Source organism: Pseudomonas sp. LAIL14HWK12:I1 (assembly GCF_003202095.1).
GTDB classification, from domain to species: domain Bacteria; phylum Pseudomonadota; class Gammaproteobacteria; order Pseudomonadales; family Pseudomonadaceae; genus Aquipseudomonas; species Aquipseudomonas monteilii.
Genome location: NZ_QJKG01000001.1, coordinates 1027466 through 1042986, shown reverse-complemented (window position 1 = coordinate 1042986; position 15521 = coordinate 1027466). Strand labels below are relative to the sequence as shown.

Below are 15521 nucleotides of genomic sequence, written 5' to 3'. Positions count from 1 at the left end.
TACCGAACCGTATACGCAGCGGGAAAAGGGCAGGGCTTCTCAGTGACGCAGATACAAAAATGCCGCGCGGGGCACCCTTGGGCACCCCGCGCGGCATCCAGGCCTTACTGGCAGGCTTCGCAGTCAGGCTCGTCGATCGCGCAGGCCTTCGGCACTGGCGCAGGGCCGGCTGCCTGGACCGGGGCGCTGTCGCCACCGCTGGAAACGGCGTTGAGCTTGCCGGTGTTGATGGTCGACTTCTCGGTGCTGGTCGCGGCCAGGGCACGGAGGTAGTAGGTGGTTTTCAGGCCACGGTACCAGGCCATGCGGTAGGTCACGTCCAGCTTCTTGCCCGAAGCGCCAGCGATGTACAGGTTCAGCGACTGAGCCTGGTCGATCCACTTCTGGCGACGCGAGGCAGCATCGACAATCCACTTGGTTTCCACTTCGAACGCAGTGGCGTAGAGGTCTTTCAGCTCTTGTGGAATACGCTCGATCTGCTGCACCGAACCGTCGTAGTACTTCAGGTCGTTGATCATGACCGAGTCCCACAGGCCACGAGCTTTCAGGTCGCGGACCAGGTACGGGTTGATCACGGTGAACTCGCCCGACAGGTTCGATTTCACGTACAGGTTCTGGTAGGTCGGCTCGATCGACTGCGAAACGCCAGTGATGTTGGCGATGGTCGCGGTTGGCGCGATGGCCATGATGTTCGAGTTACGAATACCTTTTTGTACGCGGGCACGTACCGGAGCCCAGTCCAGGGTCTCGTTCAAATCGACGTCGATGTACTTCTGGCCACGGGCCTCGATCAGGATCTGTTGCGAATCCAGCGGCAGGATGCCCTTGGACCACAGCGAGCCCTGGAACGTCTCGTACGCACCGCGCTCATCGGCCAGGTCGCAAGAAGCCTGGATGGCGAAGTAGCTGACCGCTTCCATCGACTTGTCGGCGAACTCGACCGCAGCATCGGAACCGTAGGCGATGTGCTGCAGGTACAGAGCGTCCTGGAAGCCCATGATGCCCAGGCCGACAGGGCGGTGCTTGAGGTTCGAGTTACGCGCTTGCGGCACCGAGTAGTAGTTGATGTCGATCACGTTGTCGAGCATGCGCACGGCGGTGTTAACGGTGCGTTGCAGCTTGGCGGTGTCCAGTTTGCCGTCGACGATGTGGTTCGGCAGGTTGATCGAGCCCAGGTTGCAGACTGCGATCTCGTCCTTGTTGGTGTTCAGGGTGATCTCGGTGCACAGGTTCGAGCTGTGGACCACGCCCACGTGCTGCTGCGGCGAACGCAGGTTGCACGGGTCCTTGAAGGTCAGCCACGGGTGGCCGGTCTCGAACAGCATCGACAGCATCTTGCGCCACAGGTCTTTGGCCTGGATGGTCTTGAACACCTTGATCTTGTTGTACTCGGTCAGGGCCTCGTAGTACTCGTAGCGCTCTTCGAAGGCCTTGCCGGTCAGGTCGTGCAGGTCTGGCACTTCCGAAGGCGAGAACAGGGTCCACTTGCCGTCATCGAAGACGCGCTTCATGAACAGGTCCGGGATCCAGTTGGCGGTGTTCATGTCGTGGGTACGACGGCGGTCATCACCGGTGTTTTTACGCAGCTCGATGAATTCTTCGATGTCCAGGTGCCAGGTTTCCAGGTAGGCACATACGGCGCCCTTGCGCTTGCCACCCTGGTTCACGGCAACGGCGGTGTCGTTGACCACTTTCAGGAACGGTACAACGCCCTGGGACTTGCCGTTGGTGCCCTTGATGTAGGAGCCCAGTGCGCGAACAGGGGTCCAGTCGTTGCCCAGGCCACCGGCGAATTTCGACAGCATGGCGTTGTCGTGGATCGCGTGGTAGATGCCCGACAGGTCGTCCGGCACGGTGGTCAGGTAGCAGCTGGACAGCTGCGGGCGCAGGGTGCCGGCGTTGAACAGGGTCGGGGTCGAGGCCATGTAGTCGAAGGACGACAACAGGTTGTAGAACTCGATCGCGCGGGCTTCCTTGTCTTTCTCTTCCAGCGCCAGGCCCATGGCCACACGCATGAAGAACACCTGCGGCAGCTCGAAGCGTACGCCATCCTTGTGGATGAAGTAGCGGTCGTACAGGGTCTGCAGGCCCAGGTAGGTGAACTGCTGGTCGCGCTCGTGGTTGATCGCCTTGCCCAGTTTTTCCAGGTCGAAGTCAGCCAGGGCAGGGTTCAGCAGCTCGAACTCGATACCTTTCGCGACATAGGCCGGCAGAGCCTTGGCGTACAGGTCGGCCATTTCGTGGTGGGTGGCGCTGTCGGCTACATTCAGGAAGCCCAGGCCTTCGGCGCGCAGGGTGTCCATCAGCAGGCGGGCGGTGACGAACGAGTAGTTCGGCTCGCGCTCAACCAGGGTACGGGCGGTCATCACCAGGGCGGTGTTGACGTCCTTGATGGCCACGCCGTCGTACAGGTTCTTCAGGGTTTCGCGCTGGATCAGGTCGCCATCGACTTCGGCCAGGCCTTCGCAGGCTTCGCTGATGATGGTGTTCAGGCGGGCCATGTCGAGCGGCGCCAGGCTGCCGTCGGCCAGGGTGATGCGGATGGACGGGTGCGGCTCGACCACGGCATCGGTGTTGGCGCGGGTGGCACGCTCTTTGGCACGCTGGTCGCGGTAGATCACGTAGTCACGGGCGACTTTCTGCTCGCCGGCGCGCATCAGGGCCAGTTCGACCTGGTCCTGGATTTCTTCGATGTGGATGGTGCCACCCGATGGCATGCGACGTTTGAACGTGGCGGTAACCTGCTCGGTCAGGCGCGCGACGGTGTCGTGGATGCGCGACGAAGCGGCAGCGGTACCGCCTTCAACTGCGAGGAACGCCTTGGTGATGGCCACGGTGATCTTGTCGTCGGTGTAAGGGACGACAGTGCCGTTGCGCTTGATCACGCGCAGTTGGCCAGGGGCGGTGGCGGCCAGATCCTGGTTGGAATCGGCAGCTTGCGGCACCTTGGCTTGCGGGTTCTCGCGAGTTGTGTCGGTTTGCATGGGTGGGTGTCTCCACAGTTTCTATAGTGTTCAGGCGCCTTTTGGGCGCCCACCGTTCCGTCCACTTGCTCGATGCCCCGGCGGGGATGCGCAATGCATGCGCATCCGCCCGCGCGGGCGTACCGACTTCGGGACAGACTCAGGAATAAGGGCAATAGCTCGCCGCTCCCTGGCCGAAGTCAAAGGTTCTGGGCCTGAGCCCAAAATCTGTTGCTGATGGGTGTCAGGCCTGGCCTGCAACACCCATACCCGAACAAGGCCCTGTAAGGGCTTGCCTCGGTCGCCTCCGCAGGAGCGGTTTGGCTGCTGGAATCACTTGAAGTTCAGCCCGGAAATCGCTCGATTTTGCGGGTTGACTTTTGTGTGTGATTTTGCACGAACCCCAACATCTAGTGGTTCGCTGCGATCGGGATACAAGATAATGCGGTATTGGGGCCTTTGCAAGGCGAGCGCCTGTGGATAACTTGTGCGTACTTTGTGTGTGAATGGTGGGTATTCGCTGTAGGCCTTGTGCCAAGTGGTTTGCAGTATTTTTCTGCGCCTTGCTGCCCCGGGGCAGTTTTTTTCGGGCGCGAACCGTATCACAAAAAACGGTTCAGTCGAGGGGGCTGTGAGTGGCTTGGCAGTGCCGGGGGCGGGACGTAGTATCCGAGGCAGATGTTGCCTTTTGGTTAAAGGGGTATGTTGCCTGTGCCGGCCTCTTCGCGGGCACAGGTAGAAGAAAAACAACAAGCGAAGGCCTAAGCCATGGACCATCCCACCCCCCGCATCCTCATTGTCGAAGACGACCAACGCCTGGCCGAGCTCACCGCCGAGTACTTGCAGGCCAACGGCTTCGAGGTCAGCGTCGAGGGCGATGGCGCCCGGGCAGCACGGCGCATCGTCGACGGCCAGCCCGACCTGGTCATCCTCGACCTGATGCTGCCCGGCGAGGACGGCCTGAGCATCTGCCGCCGTGTACGCAGCCAGTACCCGGGCCCGATCCTGATGCTCACTGCCCGCAGCGACGAACTCGACCAGGTCCAGGGCCTCGACCTGGGGGCCGACGACTACGTCTGCAAACCGGTGCGTCCACGCCTGCTGCTGGCGCGAATCCAGGCCCTGCTGCGTCGCAGCGAAACCGTGGACAACAAGCGCCAGGCGCTGGCCTTCGGCGCGCTGCGTATCGACAACCGCCTGCGCGAGGCGCGCCTGGGTGAACAGCTGGTCGACCTGACCGGCGCCGAGTTCGATTTGCTCTGGCTGCTGGCCAGCAACGCCGGCCGGGTGCTGACCCGTGAGCAGATCTTCACCGCGCTGCGCGGCGTAGGCTACGATGGCCAGGACCGTTCCATCGACATCCGCATTTCAAAAATTCGCCCCAAGATCGGCGATGATCCACTCCAGCCTCGCTTGATCAAGACCCTGCGCAGCAAGGGTTACCTGTTTGTCGGCGAGGCGCCATGAACAACTCGATCTTCCTGCGAATCTACGGCGGCATGCTGGCTGTGCTGGTGCTGGTGGCCCTGCTTGGCATACTCAGCCTGCACCTGGTCAACGAAGTGCGCGCCGCCCAGCACCGCGAAGGCCTGGCCCAGGGCACATTCAGCCTGATGGCCGACAACCTCGCACAGCAGAATGACACCGAACGCAAACGCTCCCTGCTGATCTGGGAGCGCCTGCTGGGCGTGCCGCTGGCGTTGCAGCCCATGACTGCGCGCACCCTCGACGGTGGCCAGCGGGCGCGGCTGTACCGTGGCCTGGTGGTGGTAGAAAAGACTGGCCCGCATGCGGCACAAGTGCTACGCAAGGTCGGCCAAGAGGACCTGATGCTGGTCGCGCAGATCAAACAGATCAGCGAACAGCTGGCGCGGGCCACCCTGTACCTGCTGGCCGATGAGCTGGTGCGTTACCCGATCACCGAACAGCAGCAGCGGCTGGCTCAGATCAAGCAGGAAAAAGGCTTCGGCTTTGGTGTCGCCCTGCAGCGCATCGAGCGGGTAAGCCTGGACGATGACCAGCGGCGCCGGGTCGAGGAGGGCGACACCGTGATGGCGCTGGGCAGGGATGGGGACTCTATCCGGGTATTTGCGGGGCTATCAGGCTCGCCCTGGGTACTGGAGATCGGCCCGTTGTACCAGCTCAACCCGTATCCGCCGCAGTTGCTGATATTGATCGCCTTCCTTGGCCTGTGCCTGATCGGCCTGGTGGTCTACCTGCTGGTGCGCCAGCTGGAGCGCCGTGTGTCGGGCCTGGAGGTTGCCGCCACACGCATTGCCCAAGGCAGCCTGGACACCCGCGTTCCCGCCGGTGACGCCGACTCGGTCGGGCGCCTGGCCGCTGCCTTCAACGGCATGGCCGAGCACTTGCAGCGCTCGCTGACCATGCAGCGTGAGCTGGTGCGGGCGGTGTCCCACGAGCTGCGCACGCCGGTTGCGCGCCTGCGTTTTGGCCTGGAGATGATTGAAAGCGCCACCACCGAACAGGCGCGGGCCAAGCACCTGGCGGGCATGGACGGGGATATCCAGGACCTCGACAAGCTGGTTGACGAGATGCTGACCTATGCCCGCCTGGAGCAGGGCGCGCCGGCCTTGAAGTTCCAGCGGGTAGACCTGGACGCCTTGCTCGACCGCGTGATCGAAGAGCTGGCACCACTGCGTGCCGAGGTGCGGGTGGTGCGTGGCGACTGCCAGGGCGCGGATGCCGACGGCGCCTGGGTCGAGGCCGAGCCGCGTTACCTGCACCGGGCTTTGCAGAACCTGGTCGGCAATGCCATGCGCCATGCCGAGCGCGAAGTGCGCCTGAGCTACCAGCTGGGGCAGCAACGCTGCCGGATTGATGTGGAAGATGACGGCCCAGGTATCCCAGAGGGCTTCTGGGACCGTATTTTCACCCCGTTCACCCGCCTCGACGACAGCCGTACACGGGCCTCGGGTGGTCATGGCCTGGGCCTGTCGATCGTGCGGCGGATCATCTACTGGCACGCAGGCCGGGCCACGGTGGGGCGCAGCGAGGCGCTGGGCGGCGCCTGCTTCAGCCTGAACTGGCCGCGCCAGCAGGCCCCTCTGTAAAGGTCAGGCGCTGACCAGGCTGAGCAGGTGGCCGTCCTGCAGGCTGAACTGGCCCTGCAGCTCTGCGCCGTGCTGCCATTGTGGCGACAGGTCGGTGAGCAGGCGCAGGCGCGCCAGGCCATCGGCGGACCATTCCAGCACTTCGGCGTGCTCGAAATAGAAGCGCTGGCGAGTGAGCGGGTAGAGGGTCTTGAACAGGCTTTCTTTCAGCGAGAAGGTGAGGGTGACCGTCAGGCCGAGCTGGCGACGGTCCAGGCGTTCGAGTTCGGACGGGGTAAGGATTTCGCCCATCAGCCGTTCGGCGCGCTCGTCATCCAGCAGGGATTCCTGATCCAGCCCCAGGCCTTGGCAACTGCCCTGGGCCGCGACCACGGCGGCGGCCCAGCCTTTGCCATGGGTGATCGAACCGAGGATACCTGCCGGCCAGATCGGTGAGCGGTCCTCGTGGGTCCCAGGCACGTAATTGCGGCCATCCAGGCGTTGCAGTGCAGCACGGGCGCATACGCGGCCGGCAAGGTACTCGGCCTGGCGCTTGGCCACCGAGCGTTGCAGGCTGGCACTGGGCACGATGCCGGCACGCTGGAAGTCATCGGCGGCCAGGAGGGCGGGGTCAAAGGCGCAACTGACCAGCAATGCGCCGGGTAGTGGGCGGGGCAAGGGCCAGTGGTGCTGGAGCGGGGCGCAACAGGCGGGGAGTGTGTTCATGGGGCATATTGTGCCTGCCCCGGCAATGGGCCGCAAAGCGGCCCCCGGCAATCTTTACTTGAACACTTTCTTGAAAAACGCCTGCATATCCGCCCAAGAGCTTTCATCCGCCGCCTTGTTATAGCCAATGTCCGGCCCGCCATGCTCGCCATGGCTCAACCGGTCGGCATCCGGGTTGGTAAACCCGTGCTTGGCGCCTTCAATACTGACGAATTCATAGTTGACCTTGGCCGCCTCCATTTCTGCCTTGAACGCATCCACCTGCTGCTGGGTGACCATGCTGTCTGCCGCCCCGTGCTCGATCAGGATATCGGCCCGCACCACGCCCGGTTTTGCCGGTGTCTGGGTGGCCAGTGCGCCATGGAAGCTCACCACGCCGTCCAGCTTCTCGCCCCGGCGCGCGGCATCGAGCACCACCTTGCCGCCGAAGCAGTAACCGACAGCGCCCAGTTGATGCTTGTTGGTATTCGGTTGCAGCTTCAACAGTTCAAGGCCGGCGTCGAAGCGTGCTGCCGCCGCTGCCGGGTCCTTCATGGCGGCAGCCATGAACGCCTGGGCGTCCTGCGGGTGTTCGGTGTGCTTACCGTCGCCATACATGTCGATGGCCAGCGCGTTGTAGCCCAATGCGGCCAGGTCGCGGGCGCGGCGCTTGGCGTAATCGTTCAGCCCCCACCATTCATGCACCACGACAATGCCGGGGCGCTTGCCCTCGATGGCGTCGTCGTAGGCGTAATAGCCGACCAGGCGGTTGCCATCGGCGTCCTGGTAAGGGATTTCACGGGTTTGTACCGCCGCTTGGGCTAAGGCGGCGCTGCACATCAGGGTCAGGGCCAGCAGGGCACGCATGGTTACTACTCCTTGTCTTGCAGACAGTTCGTTCAGCCGGTGTTCAGCCAGGGTTCAGTCGCGGTTCAGGGTGCCCTGCTTACTCTAGCTTCCAGACCGAAACAGCGCACCCAACTGGAGTATCCAGCCATGAAAACCTTCAACACCCTGCTTGCCGCCATGGCCGTCTGCGCCGCTGGCATCACCACCGCCCAGGCCGCCGACGACAACTTCGCCAGCCTGACCTACGGCCAGACCAGCGACAAGGTTCGCAAGTCCGGCCTGCTGCAGCGCAACACCGATCACCTCAACGCCGATGGCATCATCGGCAAAGACGACACCTGGGGCGTGCGTCTGGGCAAGATCAATGACCAAGGCCGCTACTACATGACCTACGACAATGTCTCGGGCGACCACAGCGGCCTCAAGCTGCGCCAGGAAAACCTGCTGGGCAGCTATGACCTGTTCCTGCCCGTGGGCGATACCACCAAGCTGTTTGGCGGTGGCAGCCTGGGCGTGACCAAGCTGACCCAGGACTCGCCAGGTGCCAGCCGCGATACCGACTACGGTTATGCCTATGGCCTGCAGGCGGGTGTGATCCAGGACATCACCGACAAAGCCTCGGTCGAACTGGGCTACCGTTACCTGCGCACCAATGCCGCCACCGAAGTGGGCGAGCGTGGCGGGCCGAAGGACGGCACCCTGCGCCTGACCAGCAGTGCGCAGACTTACCTGGCTGCTAGCTACAAGTTCTGACGGGCGAGCCGGGTTATCCTGTGCCGGCCTCTTCGCGGCCTTAGCCGCGAAGAGGCCGGCACAGGCAATACAAATCAAGGAGCTGCACATGAAACTGCTGGTGGTCGAGGACGAAGCCCTGCTTCGCCATCACCTCTACACCCGACTGGGCGAAAGCGGCCATGTGGTCGAGGCCGTCGCCGACGCCGAAGAGGCCCTGTACCAGGCCGGGCAATACCACTTTGACCTGGCCATCATCGACCTGGGCCTGCCCGGCATCAGTGGCCTGGAGCTGATCACGCGCCTGCGCAGCCAGGACAAGACCTTCCCCATCCTCATCCTCACCGCCCGTGGCAACTGGCAGGACAAGGTCGAGGGCCTGGCGGCCGGTGCAGACGACTACCTGGTCAAGCCGTTCCAGTTCGAAGAGCTGGAGGCTCGCCTGAATGCCCTGCTGCGCCGCTCCAGCGGTTTCACCCAGTCGACCATCGCCGCCGGCCCCCTGGTGCTCGACCTCAACCGCAAACAGGCCACCCTCGACGAACACCCACTGGCGCTGACGGCCTATGAATACCGTATTCTCGAATACCTCATGCGCCATCATCAGCAGGTAGTGGCCAAGGAGCGCCTGATGGAGCAGCTGTACCCGGGGGACGAGGAACGCGACCCCAATGTCATCGAGGTGCTGGTCGGCCGCCTGCGCCGCAAGCTTGAGGGTGAGCACGGCTTCAAACCCATCGACACCGTGCGCGGCCTGGGCTATCTGTTCACCGAGCGCTGCCGATGATCCGCTCCCTGCGGGTACGCCTGATGTTGGCCGCCGCCGTGCTGGCGCTGCTGTTCATGCTGGCGCTATTGCCGGCCTTGCAGAAAGCCTTCAGCCTGGCCCTGCAGGAATCGATCGAGCAGCGGTTGGCCTCGGATGTGACCACTCTGATTTCTGCCGCGCGCATCGAGCATGGCCAACTGCAGATGCCGACGCTGCTGCCGGACGAGCGTTACAACCTGCCGTATACCGGCCTGCTGGGCTACATCTTCGACCGCGACGGCAACCTGGTCTGGCAGTCGCGGGCCACTGCCGACCGGCACATCAATTACAGCCCGCGCTACGACGGGCGGGGTAACGAGTTTGCCCGCATTCACCAGTCCGATGGCGAAGAATTCTTCGTTTATGACGTCGAGATCAAGCTGCTGGGCGGCCAAAGCGCCGCTTACAGCATTGTCGCCCTGCAGCCGGTGAGCGAATACAAGGCCACCCTCAATGGCCTGCGAGAAAAGCTCTACCTAGGTTTTGGTGCTGCCTTGCTGGCATTGATGGTGCTGTTATGGGCGGGCTTGACCTGGGGGCTGCGCTCGTTGCGGCGGCTCAGCCACGAGCTGGATGAGGTGGAATCGGGCGCACGCGACGGCCTGAGCGGCGAGCACCCTCGCGAGTTGCTGCGCTTGACCCGTTCGCTCAACCGCCTGTTACGCAGTGAGCGCGAGCAACGCACACGCTATCGCGATTCGCTGGATGACCTGGCCCACAGCCTGAAGACGCCGCTGGCAGTGTTGCAAGGTGTGGGCGAGAGCCTGCAGCAGCGCAGCGGCGAGCGTGAGCAGGCGCGGGTGCTGCAAAGCCAGATCGAGCGCATGAGCCAGCAGATCGACTACCAGCTGCAACGCGCCAGCCTGCGCAAGAGCGGCCTGGTGCGCCACAGCGTGAGGCTGCTGCCGTTGCTCGACAGTTTGTCCAGCACGCTGGCCAAGGTTTACCGGGACAAACAGGTGAACGTGGCCCTGGAGGTGCCTGATGCGGCGCAGGTGCCGATGGAGCAGGGCGCCTTGCTGGAGATGCTCGGCAACCTGCTGGAAAACGCCTACCGGCTGAGCCTGGGCCAGGTGCGGGTAAGCCTGGAGCAGGCGCCCGGGCAGTTGACCTTGTGTATCGAGGACGATGGGCCGGGGGTGCCGGCCGACCAGCGTGAGCGCATCCTGGAGCGGGGGGAGCGGCTGGACAGCCAGCACCCGGGGCAGGGTATCGGGCTGGCGGTGGTCAAGGACATTGTCGACAGCTATGACGCCGAGCTGAGCCTTGGGGATTCGCCCTTGGGCGGGGCGGCGTTCAGGATCACCTTCAACCTCGATTGATTCGCTTGCTTTGCCGGCCCTTTCGCGGGTAAACCCGCGAAGAGGCCGGCACAGGCAAACCGCATCGGGCGGATTCCCGCCATGCCCCCTGTACAAATCCCGCCACTGGGCGGAAATCCGCCAGCCTTCTTCAGGCAAATCGCCCCGTCGTTGGGCATTTATCCCTAGCTAATACGGCCTTTGCACCCTTCATGGGCATTTTGGCACCACCCTTGCTATTGATCCCTTCAGAGGCCTGCCCAGGCAGCTCGAACACAACGACAAATCCCTCCGGGTGCAGGAGGGTTAGCGATTCAGGTGCCCCATCACCCTGGGAAGGGTGGGCCGGCACACTTGAGGAAAATGAGCCATGACGACACGTCAGCCGCTGTACAAATCCCTGTATGTCCAGGTGTTGGTCGCCATCACCATCGGCATTCTGCTCGGCCACTACTACCCGGAAACGGGCGTCGCCCTCAAACCTTTGGGTGACGGCTTCGTCAAACTGATCAAGATGGTCATCGCCCCGATCATCTTCTGCACCGTGGTCAGCGGCATCGCCGGCATGCAGAGCATGAAGTCGGTCGGCAAGACCGGCGGCTACGCGCTGCTGTACTTTGAAATCGTCTCCACCATCGCCCTGATCATCGGCCTCGTCGTCGTCAACGTGGTCAAGCCAGGCGCTGGCATGCACATCGACGTCAGTACCCTGAACGCCAGCAGCGTGGCTGCCTACGCCGCCGCCGGCGCGCAGCAGACCACCGTCGGCTTCCTGCTCAACGTCATCCCCAACACCGTGGTCGGCGCCTTCGCCAACGGCGACATCCTGCAAGTGCTGATGTTCTCGGTGCTGTTCGGCTTCGCCTTGCACCGCCTGGGCAGCTATGGCAAGCCGGTGCTGGACATGATCGACCGCTTTGCCCATGTCATGTTCAACATCATCAACATGATCATGAAGCTGGCCCCGATCGGTGCCTTCGGCGCCATGGCCTTCACCATTGGCCAGTACGGCGTTGGCTCGCTGGTGCAACTGGGCTACCTGATGGCCTGCTTCTACATCACCTGCCTGCTGTTCGTGCTGGTGGTGCTGGGCGGTATCTGCCGCGCCCACGGCTTCAGCGTGCTCAAGCTGATCCGCTACATCCGTGAAGAGCTGCTGATCGTGCTGGGTACTTCCTCGTCGGAATCGGCACTGCCGCGCATGCTGGCCAAGATGGAGCGCCTGGGTGCCAAGAAGTCGGTTGTCGGCCTGGTGATCCCGACCGGTTACTCGTTCAACCTGGATGGCACCTCGATCTACCTGACCATGGCCGCGGTGTTCATCGCCCAGGCCACCGACACCACCATGGACATCACTCACCAGATCACACTGCTGCTGGTGCTGCTGGTGGCCTCCAAAGGTGCTGCCGGCGTTACCGGTTCGGGCTTCATCGTGCTGGCCGCCACCCTGTCGGCTGTTGGCCACTTGCCAGTTGCCGGTCTGGCGCTGATCCTCGGCATCGACCGCTTCATGTCTGAAGCCCGCGCCCTGACCAACCTGGTAGGTAACGCCGTCGCTACCGTGGTGGTTGCCAAGTGGGTCAAGGAAATGGACAACGACAAGCTCGCTTCGGAGCTGGCTTCCGGTGGTGCTCCGCTGGTTGATACCCGTCCTACCGATGACCTTGGCGTGGCCGAAGGCCCGGCTCGCTAATAGCGGGATGGCTAAATGAAAAAGGCGACCCTTGAGGTCGCCTTTTTCATGTTCGTGCCGCGTTCAGGCCAGCACCACTTCCAGCACCCGGATCACCTCCGGCTGCGGGTAATGCCACCTCACTTGCACATCCCAGAATTTCACCCCATACACCCGCTCGGCCGGTGGTATCTGATAGGCCGGTCGCGGGTCCTGGGCCAGGCATTGCTCGATCAGCTCTACCAGTGGCTCAGCCAGGCGTAATGCATGCTCACGAGCCTGGGGCAGGGCGTTTTCACCCCACTGCACGGCAATCGCAGCAGGTGCTTCACTGGCCATCTGGTTGCTGGCGCCCGCGATGCTGTCGGCGTAGGGCACATAGGGCTTGATGTCCAGTACCGGCGTGCCATCGAGCAGGTCGATCCCGGACAGCAACAGGCGGCCAGGCTCTACCCCCTCCAGACGCACCACTGACTGGCCGATGCCGTTGGGCCTGTGGGTGGCGCGGGTGGCGAACACGCCCATGCTCTTGTTGCCGCCCAGGCGCGGTGGCCGCACTTTCAGGCGGGGTTTGTCTTCCAGGGCCTGGTGGAACAGGAACAGCAGCCAGACATGGCTGACCTGCTCCAGCCCTTCGACCGCATCACCCTGGTCGAACGGCGGCAGCAGTTCGACCACGCCGCGCGCCGCAGGCGCCAGCTGCGGCTGGCGTGGAATGGCGAATTTCTCCTTGAAGCAGGAGCGCACTATGCCGACAGGGGCAACCGTGTGCTGCATGGCCACTCAGCCGCGCACGCGCAGGGTCAGGCCCTTGAGGAAGTTGCGCAGCAACTGGTCACCGCACGGACGGTAGTTGTCGTGGCCGGCCTTGCGGAACAGCGCGCTGAGCTCCGGCTTGCTGACCGGGAAGTTGACCGACTTGAGGATCGCGTGCAGGTCGTCTTCCTTGAGCTCGAAGGCCACCCGCAGCTTCTTGAGGATGAGGTTGTTGGTTACCGGCAGCTCGACCGGCTGCGGTGGGCGGCTGTCATCCTTGCCGCGGCGGTGAATCACCAGGCCATCGAGGAAGTGCGCCATCACCCGTTCAGGGCAACGTACGAAACCTTCCTCTTCTTCTTTCTTCAGGTAGGTGGCCAGCACCAGAGGATGCACTTCGAGGCCGGAAAGCCCAATGATTTCGGCCATCTTGGCGTCGTTCACCTTGAGCATGTAGCGCAGACTGCGCAGGACATCGTTGTGGTTCATTGCTGCAGAATCCTGTTCAGGTGCCACGCGTGTGCGTGGCGTATTGCTTAGAAACGTTCGGTAGTGGCCAGGTAGCGCCATTGGCCTAGCGGCAGTTTGCCCATCGATACGCCACCCAGGCGAATACGGCGCATGCTTAACAGCTCCAGGCGCAGGTAGGCGCACAGCTCGGCGATTTGCCCGGGCTGCGGGTTTTTCAGCACCATGCGCAGGTGGGTCTCGTTTTGCCAGCTGGCTTTGGTCTTAGGCAGTTCGCGATCATTGCGCGTGGCCCCGCGCGCCAGGCGTTCCAGCGCCTGGGGCGTGGTTTCGCCGCGCACTTCGACGATGAACTCCTGCTCCAGGCGGCGCAGGTCGGCGTTGATCTTGCGCGTCACCCGCCAGTCCTGGGTGAATACCTGCAGGCCGGTGGCGCCGCGCTCCAGCGGCGCCACGCACTCCTGCCGGGCAAAATGCCCGTGCAGGGCGCGCACGCCTTCGCGGTGAGCCTCGCTGAGGTTGCCCCTGTTCATGCTGGCGCGGGCAGTTTCACTGTCGATACCGGCGGGTTGGTTCATCAGCAGGGTCACCGGCTCCAGCGTTTCGGCGCGGGCACCCGGCAACAGCTCGACGCGCTGTTGCTCAACCTTGAACTGCGGCTGCTCGACGACCACGCCATCGACCGTCACCCAGCCGCCTTCGATATACAACTCGGCCTCGCGACGGGAGCAACCCAGCTGCTCGATAAGGCGTTTGGACAGGCGGACGGGTTCAGACATGACGGTAATTCGCAAAGGCAGGGAAAGACGCGCATTGTACCTGCCTGCGCGACAGAGGGGCTGGGAATCTGTGTCATTTACGCCGTTTTGCGCAGGCGCATGTGCAGCAGCGGGTAGGGCTGGTCCAGGCCGTCGGTTTCCGAACGGCCGAACACTTCGAAGCCTTCATGCAGGTAAAAGCCCAAGGCTTGCGGGTTCTGCTCGTTGACGTCCAGGCGTTCGGCGTTCAGTTCGTCGATCGCATAGTGCAGCAGGCGCTTGCCAACCCCTTGGCCACGGTAGTCTGGTGCGACGAAGAGCATGTCCACGCGCCCATTGGCGACCCCGGCGAAGCCGCAGATACGTTGCCGGTCCTTGCAGCAGACCAGCATCACCGCATCCAGGTAGCGGCGCAACACGTGGTCGCGCAGCAGCAGGATGTAGCCCTCTGGCAGGAAGTGATGGGTGGCGCGCACCGAGTCCTCCCACACCTGTACCAGCTCGCTGTAGTCGCTCAAGCGCGGCGTTTGCAACGTCAGTGGCGCATGCATGCCGGTGGTCCTCCATGGCGATAGGGAAAACATAGCAGCCCAACCACCGGTCGGCTTGTCTGTGTAGCGCTTGAACGGCGGAGGGTAGCGGTCTATTAATTAAGCGTGGGAAAAAATCCCACGCAAAGAAGAGCTAAAACTGACAACAAGACTTTTACTGATTTGGCGTTCTCGTGGCGACGACCTGGAGACGGACTATGCAAATCCACCTGCTGTTCAAGAAGGCCTTACTGGCGGTTGCCGTAGCTGGCGTGCTTTCGACGTCCATTGTTTTGATCCCTGACACGATTTCTCACGGCTCCAGCGCCTATGCCAAAGATGGTGGTGGTGGTGGTGGTGGTGGTGGTGGTGGTGGTGGTGGTGGTCATGGTGGCGGTGGCGGTCACGGTGGCGGTGGAGGCGGCGGCCACGGCGGTGGCGGTGGAGGCCACGGCGGCGGCGGGAGTGGTGGCGGAGGTGGAGGCCACGGCGGTGGAAGTGGTGGTGGCGGCCACGGTGGTGGCAGCGGAAGTGGCGGTGGTGGCCATGGCAGTGGCGGAGACGGTGGCGGCCATGCCGGCAACAGTGGCAGCGGCCACGACGGTAATTCAAACGCTGGTCGCAGCAGCAACCATGCTGAAGCGGGTGACGATCATGGCAATCACGTGGGTGGTGAGCCCGGTGACGATCACGGCAATCACGTTGGCGGTGAGCCCGGTGACGATCATGGCAACCATGTTGGCGGTGAGCCCGGGGATGATCATGGTAATCATGTCGGCGGCGAGCCTGGCGATGATCACGGCAATCACGTGGGTGGTGAACCTGGTGACGATCGCGGCAACCATGTGGGTGGCGAACCGGGTGATGACAATAGCAGGAGCTGACAGGCGTTGATCAGCCCAACTTCTCCCCCTTCGATGTTAAGCGCA

Annotated in this window: 14 protein-coding genes; 7 read left to right on the top strand and 7 right to left on the bottom strand. The window is 63.2% G+C overall.

Going from position 1 to position 15521, the window contains the following annotated elements; translation table 11 throughout:
- Nucleotides 1–104: 104 nt before the first annotated feature.
- Nucleotides 105–2984, bottom strand: a complete 2880-nt coding sequence (locus tag D906_RS04790) for a ribonucleoside-diphosphate reductase subunit alpha (RefSeq protein WP_016712029.1) — start codon at nucleotides 2982–2984, stop codon at nucleotides 105–107.
- 747 nt (nucleotides 2985–3731) lie between these two features.
- On the opposite strand from D906_RS04790, the gene D906_RS04785 reads away from it, so the two are divergent.
- Both D906_RS04785 and D906_RS04780 read left to right on the top strand, forming a co-directional pair.
- Nucleotides 3732–4430, top strand: coding sequence for a response regulator transcription factor (locus tag D906_RS04785; protein WP_019098121.1), 699 nt, complete (start codon nucleotides 3732–3734; stop codon nucleotides 4428–4430).
- Nucleotides 4427–6034 carry an ATP-binding protein gene (locus D906_RS04780; RefSeq protein WP_027615350.1) on the top strand — a complete coding sequence of 536 codons (1608 nt, stop codon included), beginning with the start codon at nucleotides 4427–4429 and terminating at the stop codon, nucleotides 6032–6034. The genes D906_RS04785 and D906_RS04780 overlap by 4 nt, the downstream gene beginning before the upstream one ends.
- A 3-nt stretch (nucleotides 6035–6037) precedes the next feature.
- Here D906_RS04780 and D906_RS04775 read toward each other — a convergent pair whose 3' ends face one another.
- Both D906_RS04775 and D906_RS04770 read right to left on the bottom strand, forming a co-directional pair.
- On the bottom strand, nucleotides 6038–6739 hold the full coding sequence (locus D906_RS04775; protein WP_019098120.1) for a 4'-phosphopantetheinyl transferase: 702 nt from the start codon (nucleotides 6737–6739) through the stop codon (nucleotides 6038–6040).
- Nucleotides 6740–6793: 54 nt separating this feature from the next.
- Nucleotides 6794–7585 (bottom strand): dienelactone hydrolase family protein, encoded by a 792-nt coding sequence (locus tag D906_RS04770; protein WP_027615349.1) that lies wholly within the window; start codon nucleotides 7583–7585, stop codon nucleotides 6794–6796.
- A 129-nt stretch (nucleotides 7586–7714) separates the two neighbouring features.
- Between D906_RS04770 and D906_RS04765 the strand changes: the two genes are divergently transcribed.
- The 4 genes from D906_RS04765 to D906_RS04750 all read left to right on the top strand — a co-directional run bounded on the left by D906_RS04765 (nucleotide 7715) and on the right by D906_RS04750 (nucleotide 12101).
- The gene (locus D906_RS04765; protein ID WP_016712024.1) at nucleotides 7715–8320 is read left to right on the top strand and encodes an outer membrane beta-barrel protein; all 606 of its coding nucleotides are present in this window, start codon (nucleotides 7715–7717) and stop codon (nucleotides 8318–8320) included.
- A gap of 88 nt (nucleotides 8321–8408) precedes the next feature.
- On the top strand, nucleotides 8409–9086 hold the full coding sequence (locus tag D906_RS04760; protein ID WP_016712023.1) for a response regulator: 678 nt from the start codon (nucleotides 8409–8411) through the stop codon (nucleotides 9084–9086).
- Nucleotides 9083–10429 carry an ATP-binding protein gene (locus D906_RS04755; RefSeq protein WP_019098119.1) on the top strand — a complete coding sequence of 449 codons (1347 nt, stop codon included), beginning with the start codon at nucleotides 9083–9085 and terminating at the stop codon, nucleotides 10427–10429. Before D906_RS04760 ends, D906_RS04755 begins: the two co-directional genes overlap by 4 nt.
- A 349-nt stretch (nucleotides 10430–10778) precedes the next feature.
- Nucleotides 10779–12101: a dicarboxylate/amino acid:cation symporter gene (locus D906_RS04750; protein WP_019098118.1), complete on the top strand. Its 1323-nt coding sequence runs from the start codon at nucleotides 10779–10781 to the stop codon at nucleotides 12099–12101.
- Between the two features lie 63 nt (nucleotides 12102–12164).
- On the opposite strand, the gene tsaA is transcribed toward D906_RS04750, so the two are convergent.
- The 4 genes from tsaA to D906_RS04730 all read right to left on the bottom strand — a co-directional run bounded on the left by tsaA (nucleotide 12165) and on the right by D906_RS04730 (nucleotide 14613).
- Complete coding sequence (gene tsaA / locus D906_RS04745; protein ID WP_019098117.1) at nucleotides 12165–12857, bottom strand: tRNA (N6-threonylcarbamoyladenosine(37)-N6)-methyltransferase TrmO; 693 nt, start codon at nucleotides 12855–12857, stop codon at nucleotides 12165–12167.
- 6 nt (nucleotides 12858–12863) lie between these two features.
- Complete coding sequence (locus tag D906_RS04740; protein WP_019098116.1) at nucleotides 12864–13325, bottom strand: DUF1456 family protein; 462 nt, start codon at nucleotides 13323–13325, stop codon at nucleotides 12864–12866.
- A gap of 47 nt (nucleotides 13326–13372) precedes the next feature.
- Nucleotides 13373–14083, bottom strand: coding sequence for an rRNA pseudouridine synthase (locus tag D906_RS04735; protein WP_019098115.1), 711 nt, complete (start codon nucleotides 14081–14083; stop codon nucleotides 13373–13375).
- A gap of 77 nt (nucleotides 14084–14160) precedes the next feature.
- A complete protein-coding gene (locus tag D906_RS04730; RefSeq protein ID WP_019098114.1) occupies nucleotides 14161–14613 on the bottom strand; it encodes a GNAT family N-acetyltransferase in 453 nt (150 codons plus the stop codon).
- 197 nt (nucleotides 14614–14810) lie between these two features.
- Between D906_RS04730 and D906_RS26735 the strand changes: the two genes are divergently transcribed.
- A complete protein-coding gene (locus D906_RS26735; protein WP_110321035.1) occupies nucleotides 14811–15476 on the top strand; it encodes a hypothetical protein in 666 nt (221 codons plus the stop codon).
- The last annotated feature ends 45 nt before the right edge of the window (nucleotides 15477–15521 follow it).

Coding starts and splice junctions, on each gene's coding strand:
- D906_RS04765 (WP_016712024.1), top strand. CDS start 7,715: ATGAAAACCTTCAACACCCTGCTTGCCGCCATGGCCGTCTGCGCCGCT.
- tsaA (WP_019098117.1), bottom strand. CDS start 12,857: ATGCAGCACACGGTTGCCCCTGTCGGCATAGTGCGCTCCTGCTTCAAG.
- D906_RS04770 (WP_027615349.1), bottom strand. CDS start 7,585: ATGCGTGCCCTGCTGGCCCTGACCCTGATGTGCAGCGCCGCCTTAGCC.
- D906_RS04780 (WP_027615350.1), top strand. CDS start 4,427: ATGAACAACTCGATCTTCCTGCGAATCTACGGCGGCATGCTGGCTGTG.
- D906_RS04750 (WP_019098118.1), top strand. CDS start 10,779: ATGACGACACGTCAGCCGCTGTACAAATCCCTGTATGTCCAGGTGTTG.
- D906_RS04790 (WP_016712029.1), bottom strand. CDS start 2,984: ATGCAAACCGACACAACTCGCGAGAACCCGCAAGCCAAGGTGCCGCAA.
- D906_RS04740 (WP_019098116.1), bottom strand. CDS start 13,325: ATGAACCACAACGATGTCCTGCGCAGTCTGCGCTACATGCTCAAGGTG.
- D906_RS04775 (WP_019098120.1), bottom strand. CDS start 6,739: ATGAACACACTCCCCGCCTGTTGCGCCCCGCTCCAGCACCACTGGCCC.
- D906_RS04785 (WP_019098121.1), top strand. CDS start 3,732: ATGGACCATCCCACCCCCCGCATCCTCATTGTCGAAGACGACCAACGC.
- D906_RS04735 (WP_019098115.1), bottom strand. CDS start 14,083: ATGTCTGAACCCGTCCGCCTGTCCAAACGCCTTATCGAGCAGCTGGGT.
- D906_RS04755 (WP_019098119.1), top strand. CDS start 9,083: ATGATCCGCTCCCTGCGGGTACGCCTGATGTTGGCCGCCGCCGTGCTG.
- D906_RS26735 (WP_110321035.1), top strand. CDS start 14,811: ATGCAAATCCACCTGCTGTTCAAGAAGGCCTTACTGGCGGTTGCCGTA.
- D906_RS04760 (WP_016712023.1), top strand. CDS start 8,409: ATGAAACTGCTGGTGGTCGAGGACGAAGCCCTGCTTCGCCATCACCTC.
- D906_RS04730 (WP_019098114.1), bottom strand. CDS start 14,613: ATGCATGCGCCACTGACGTTGCAAACGCCGCGCTTGAGCGACTACAGC.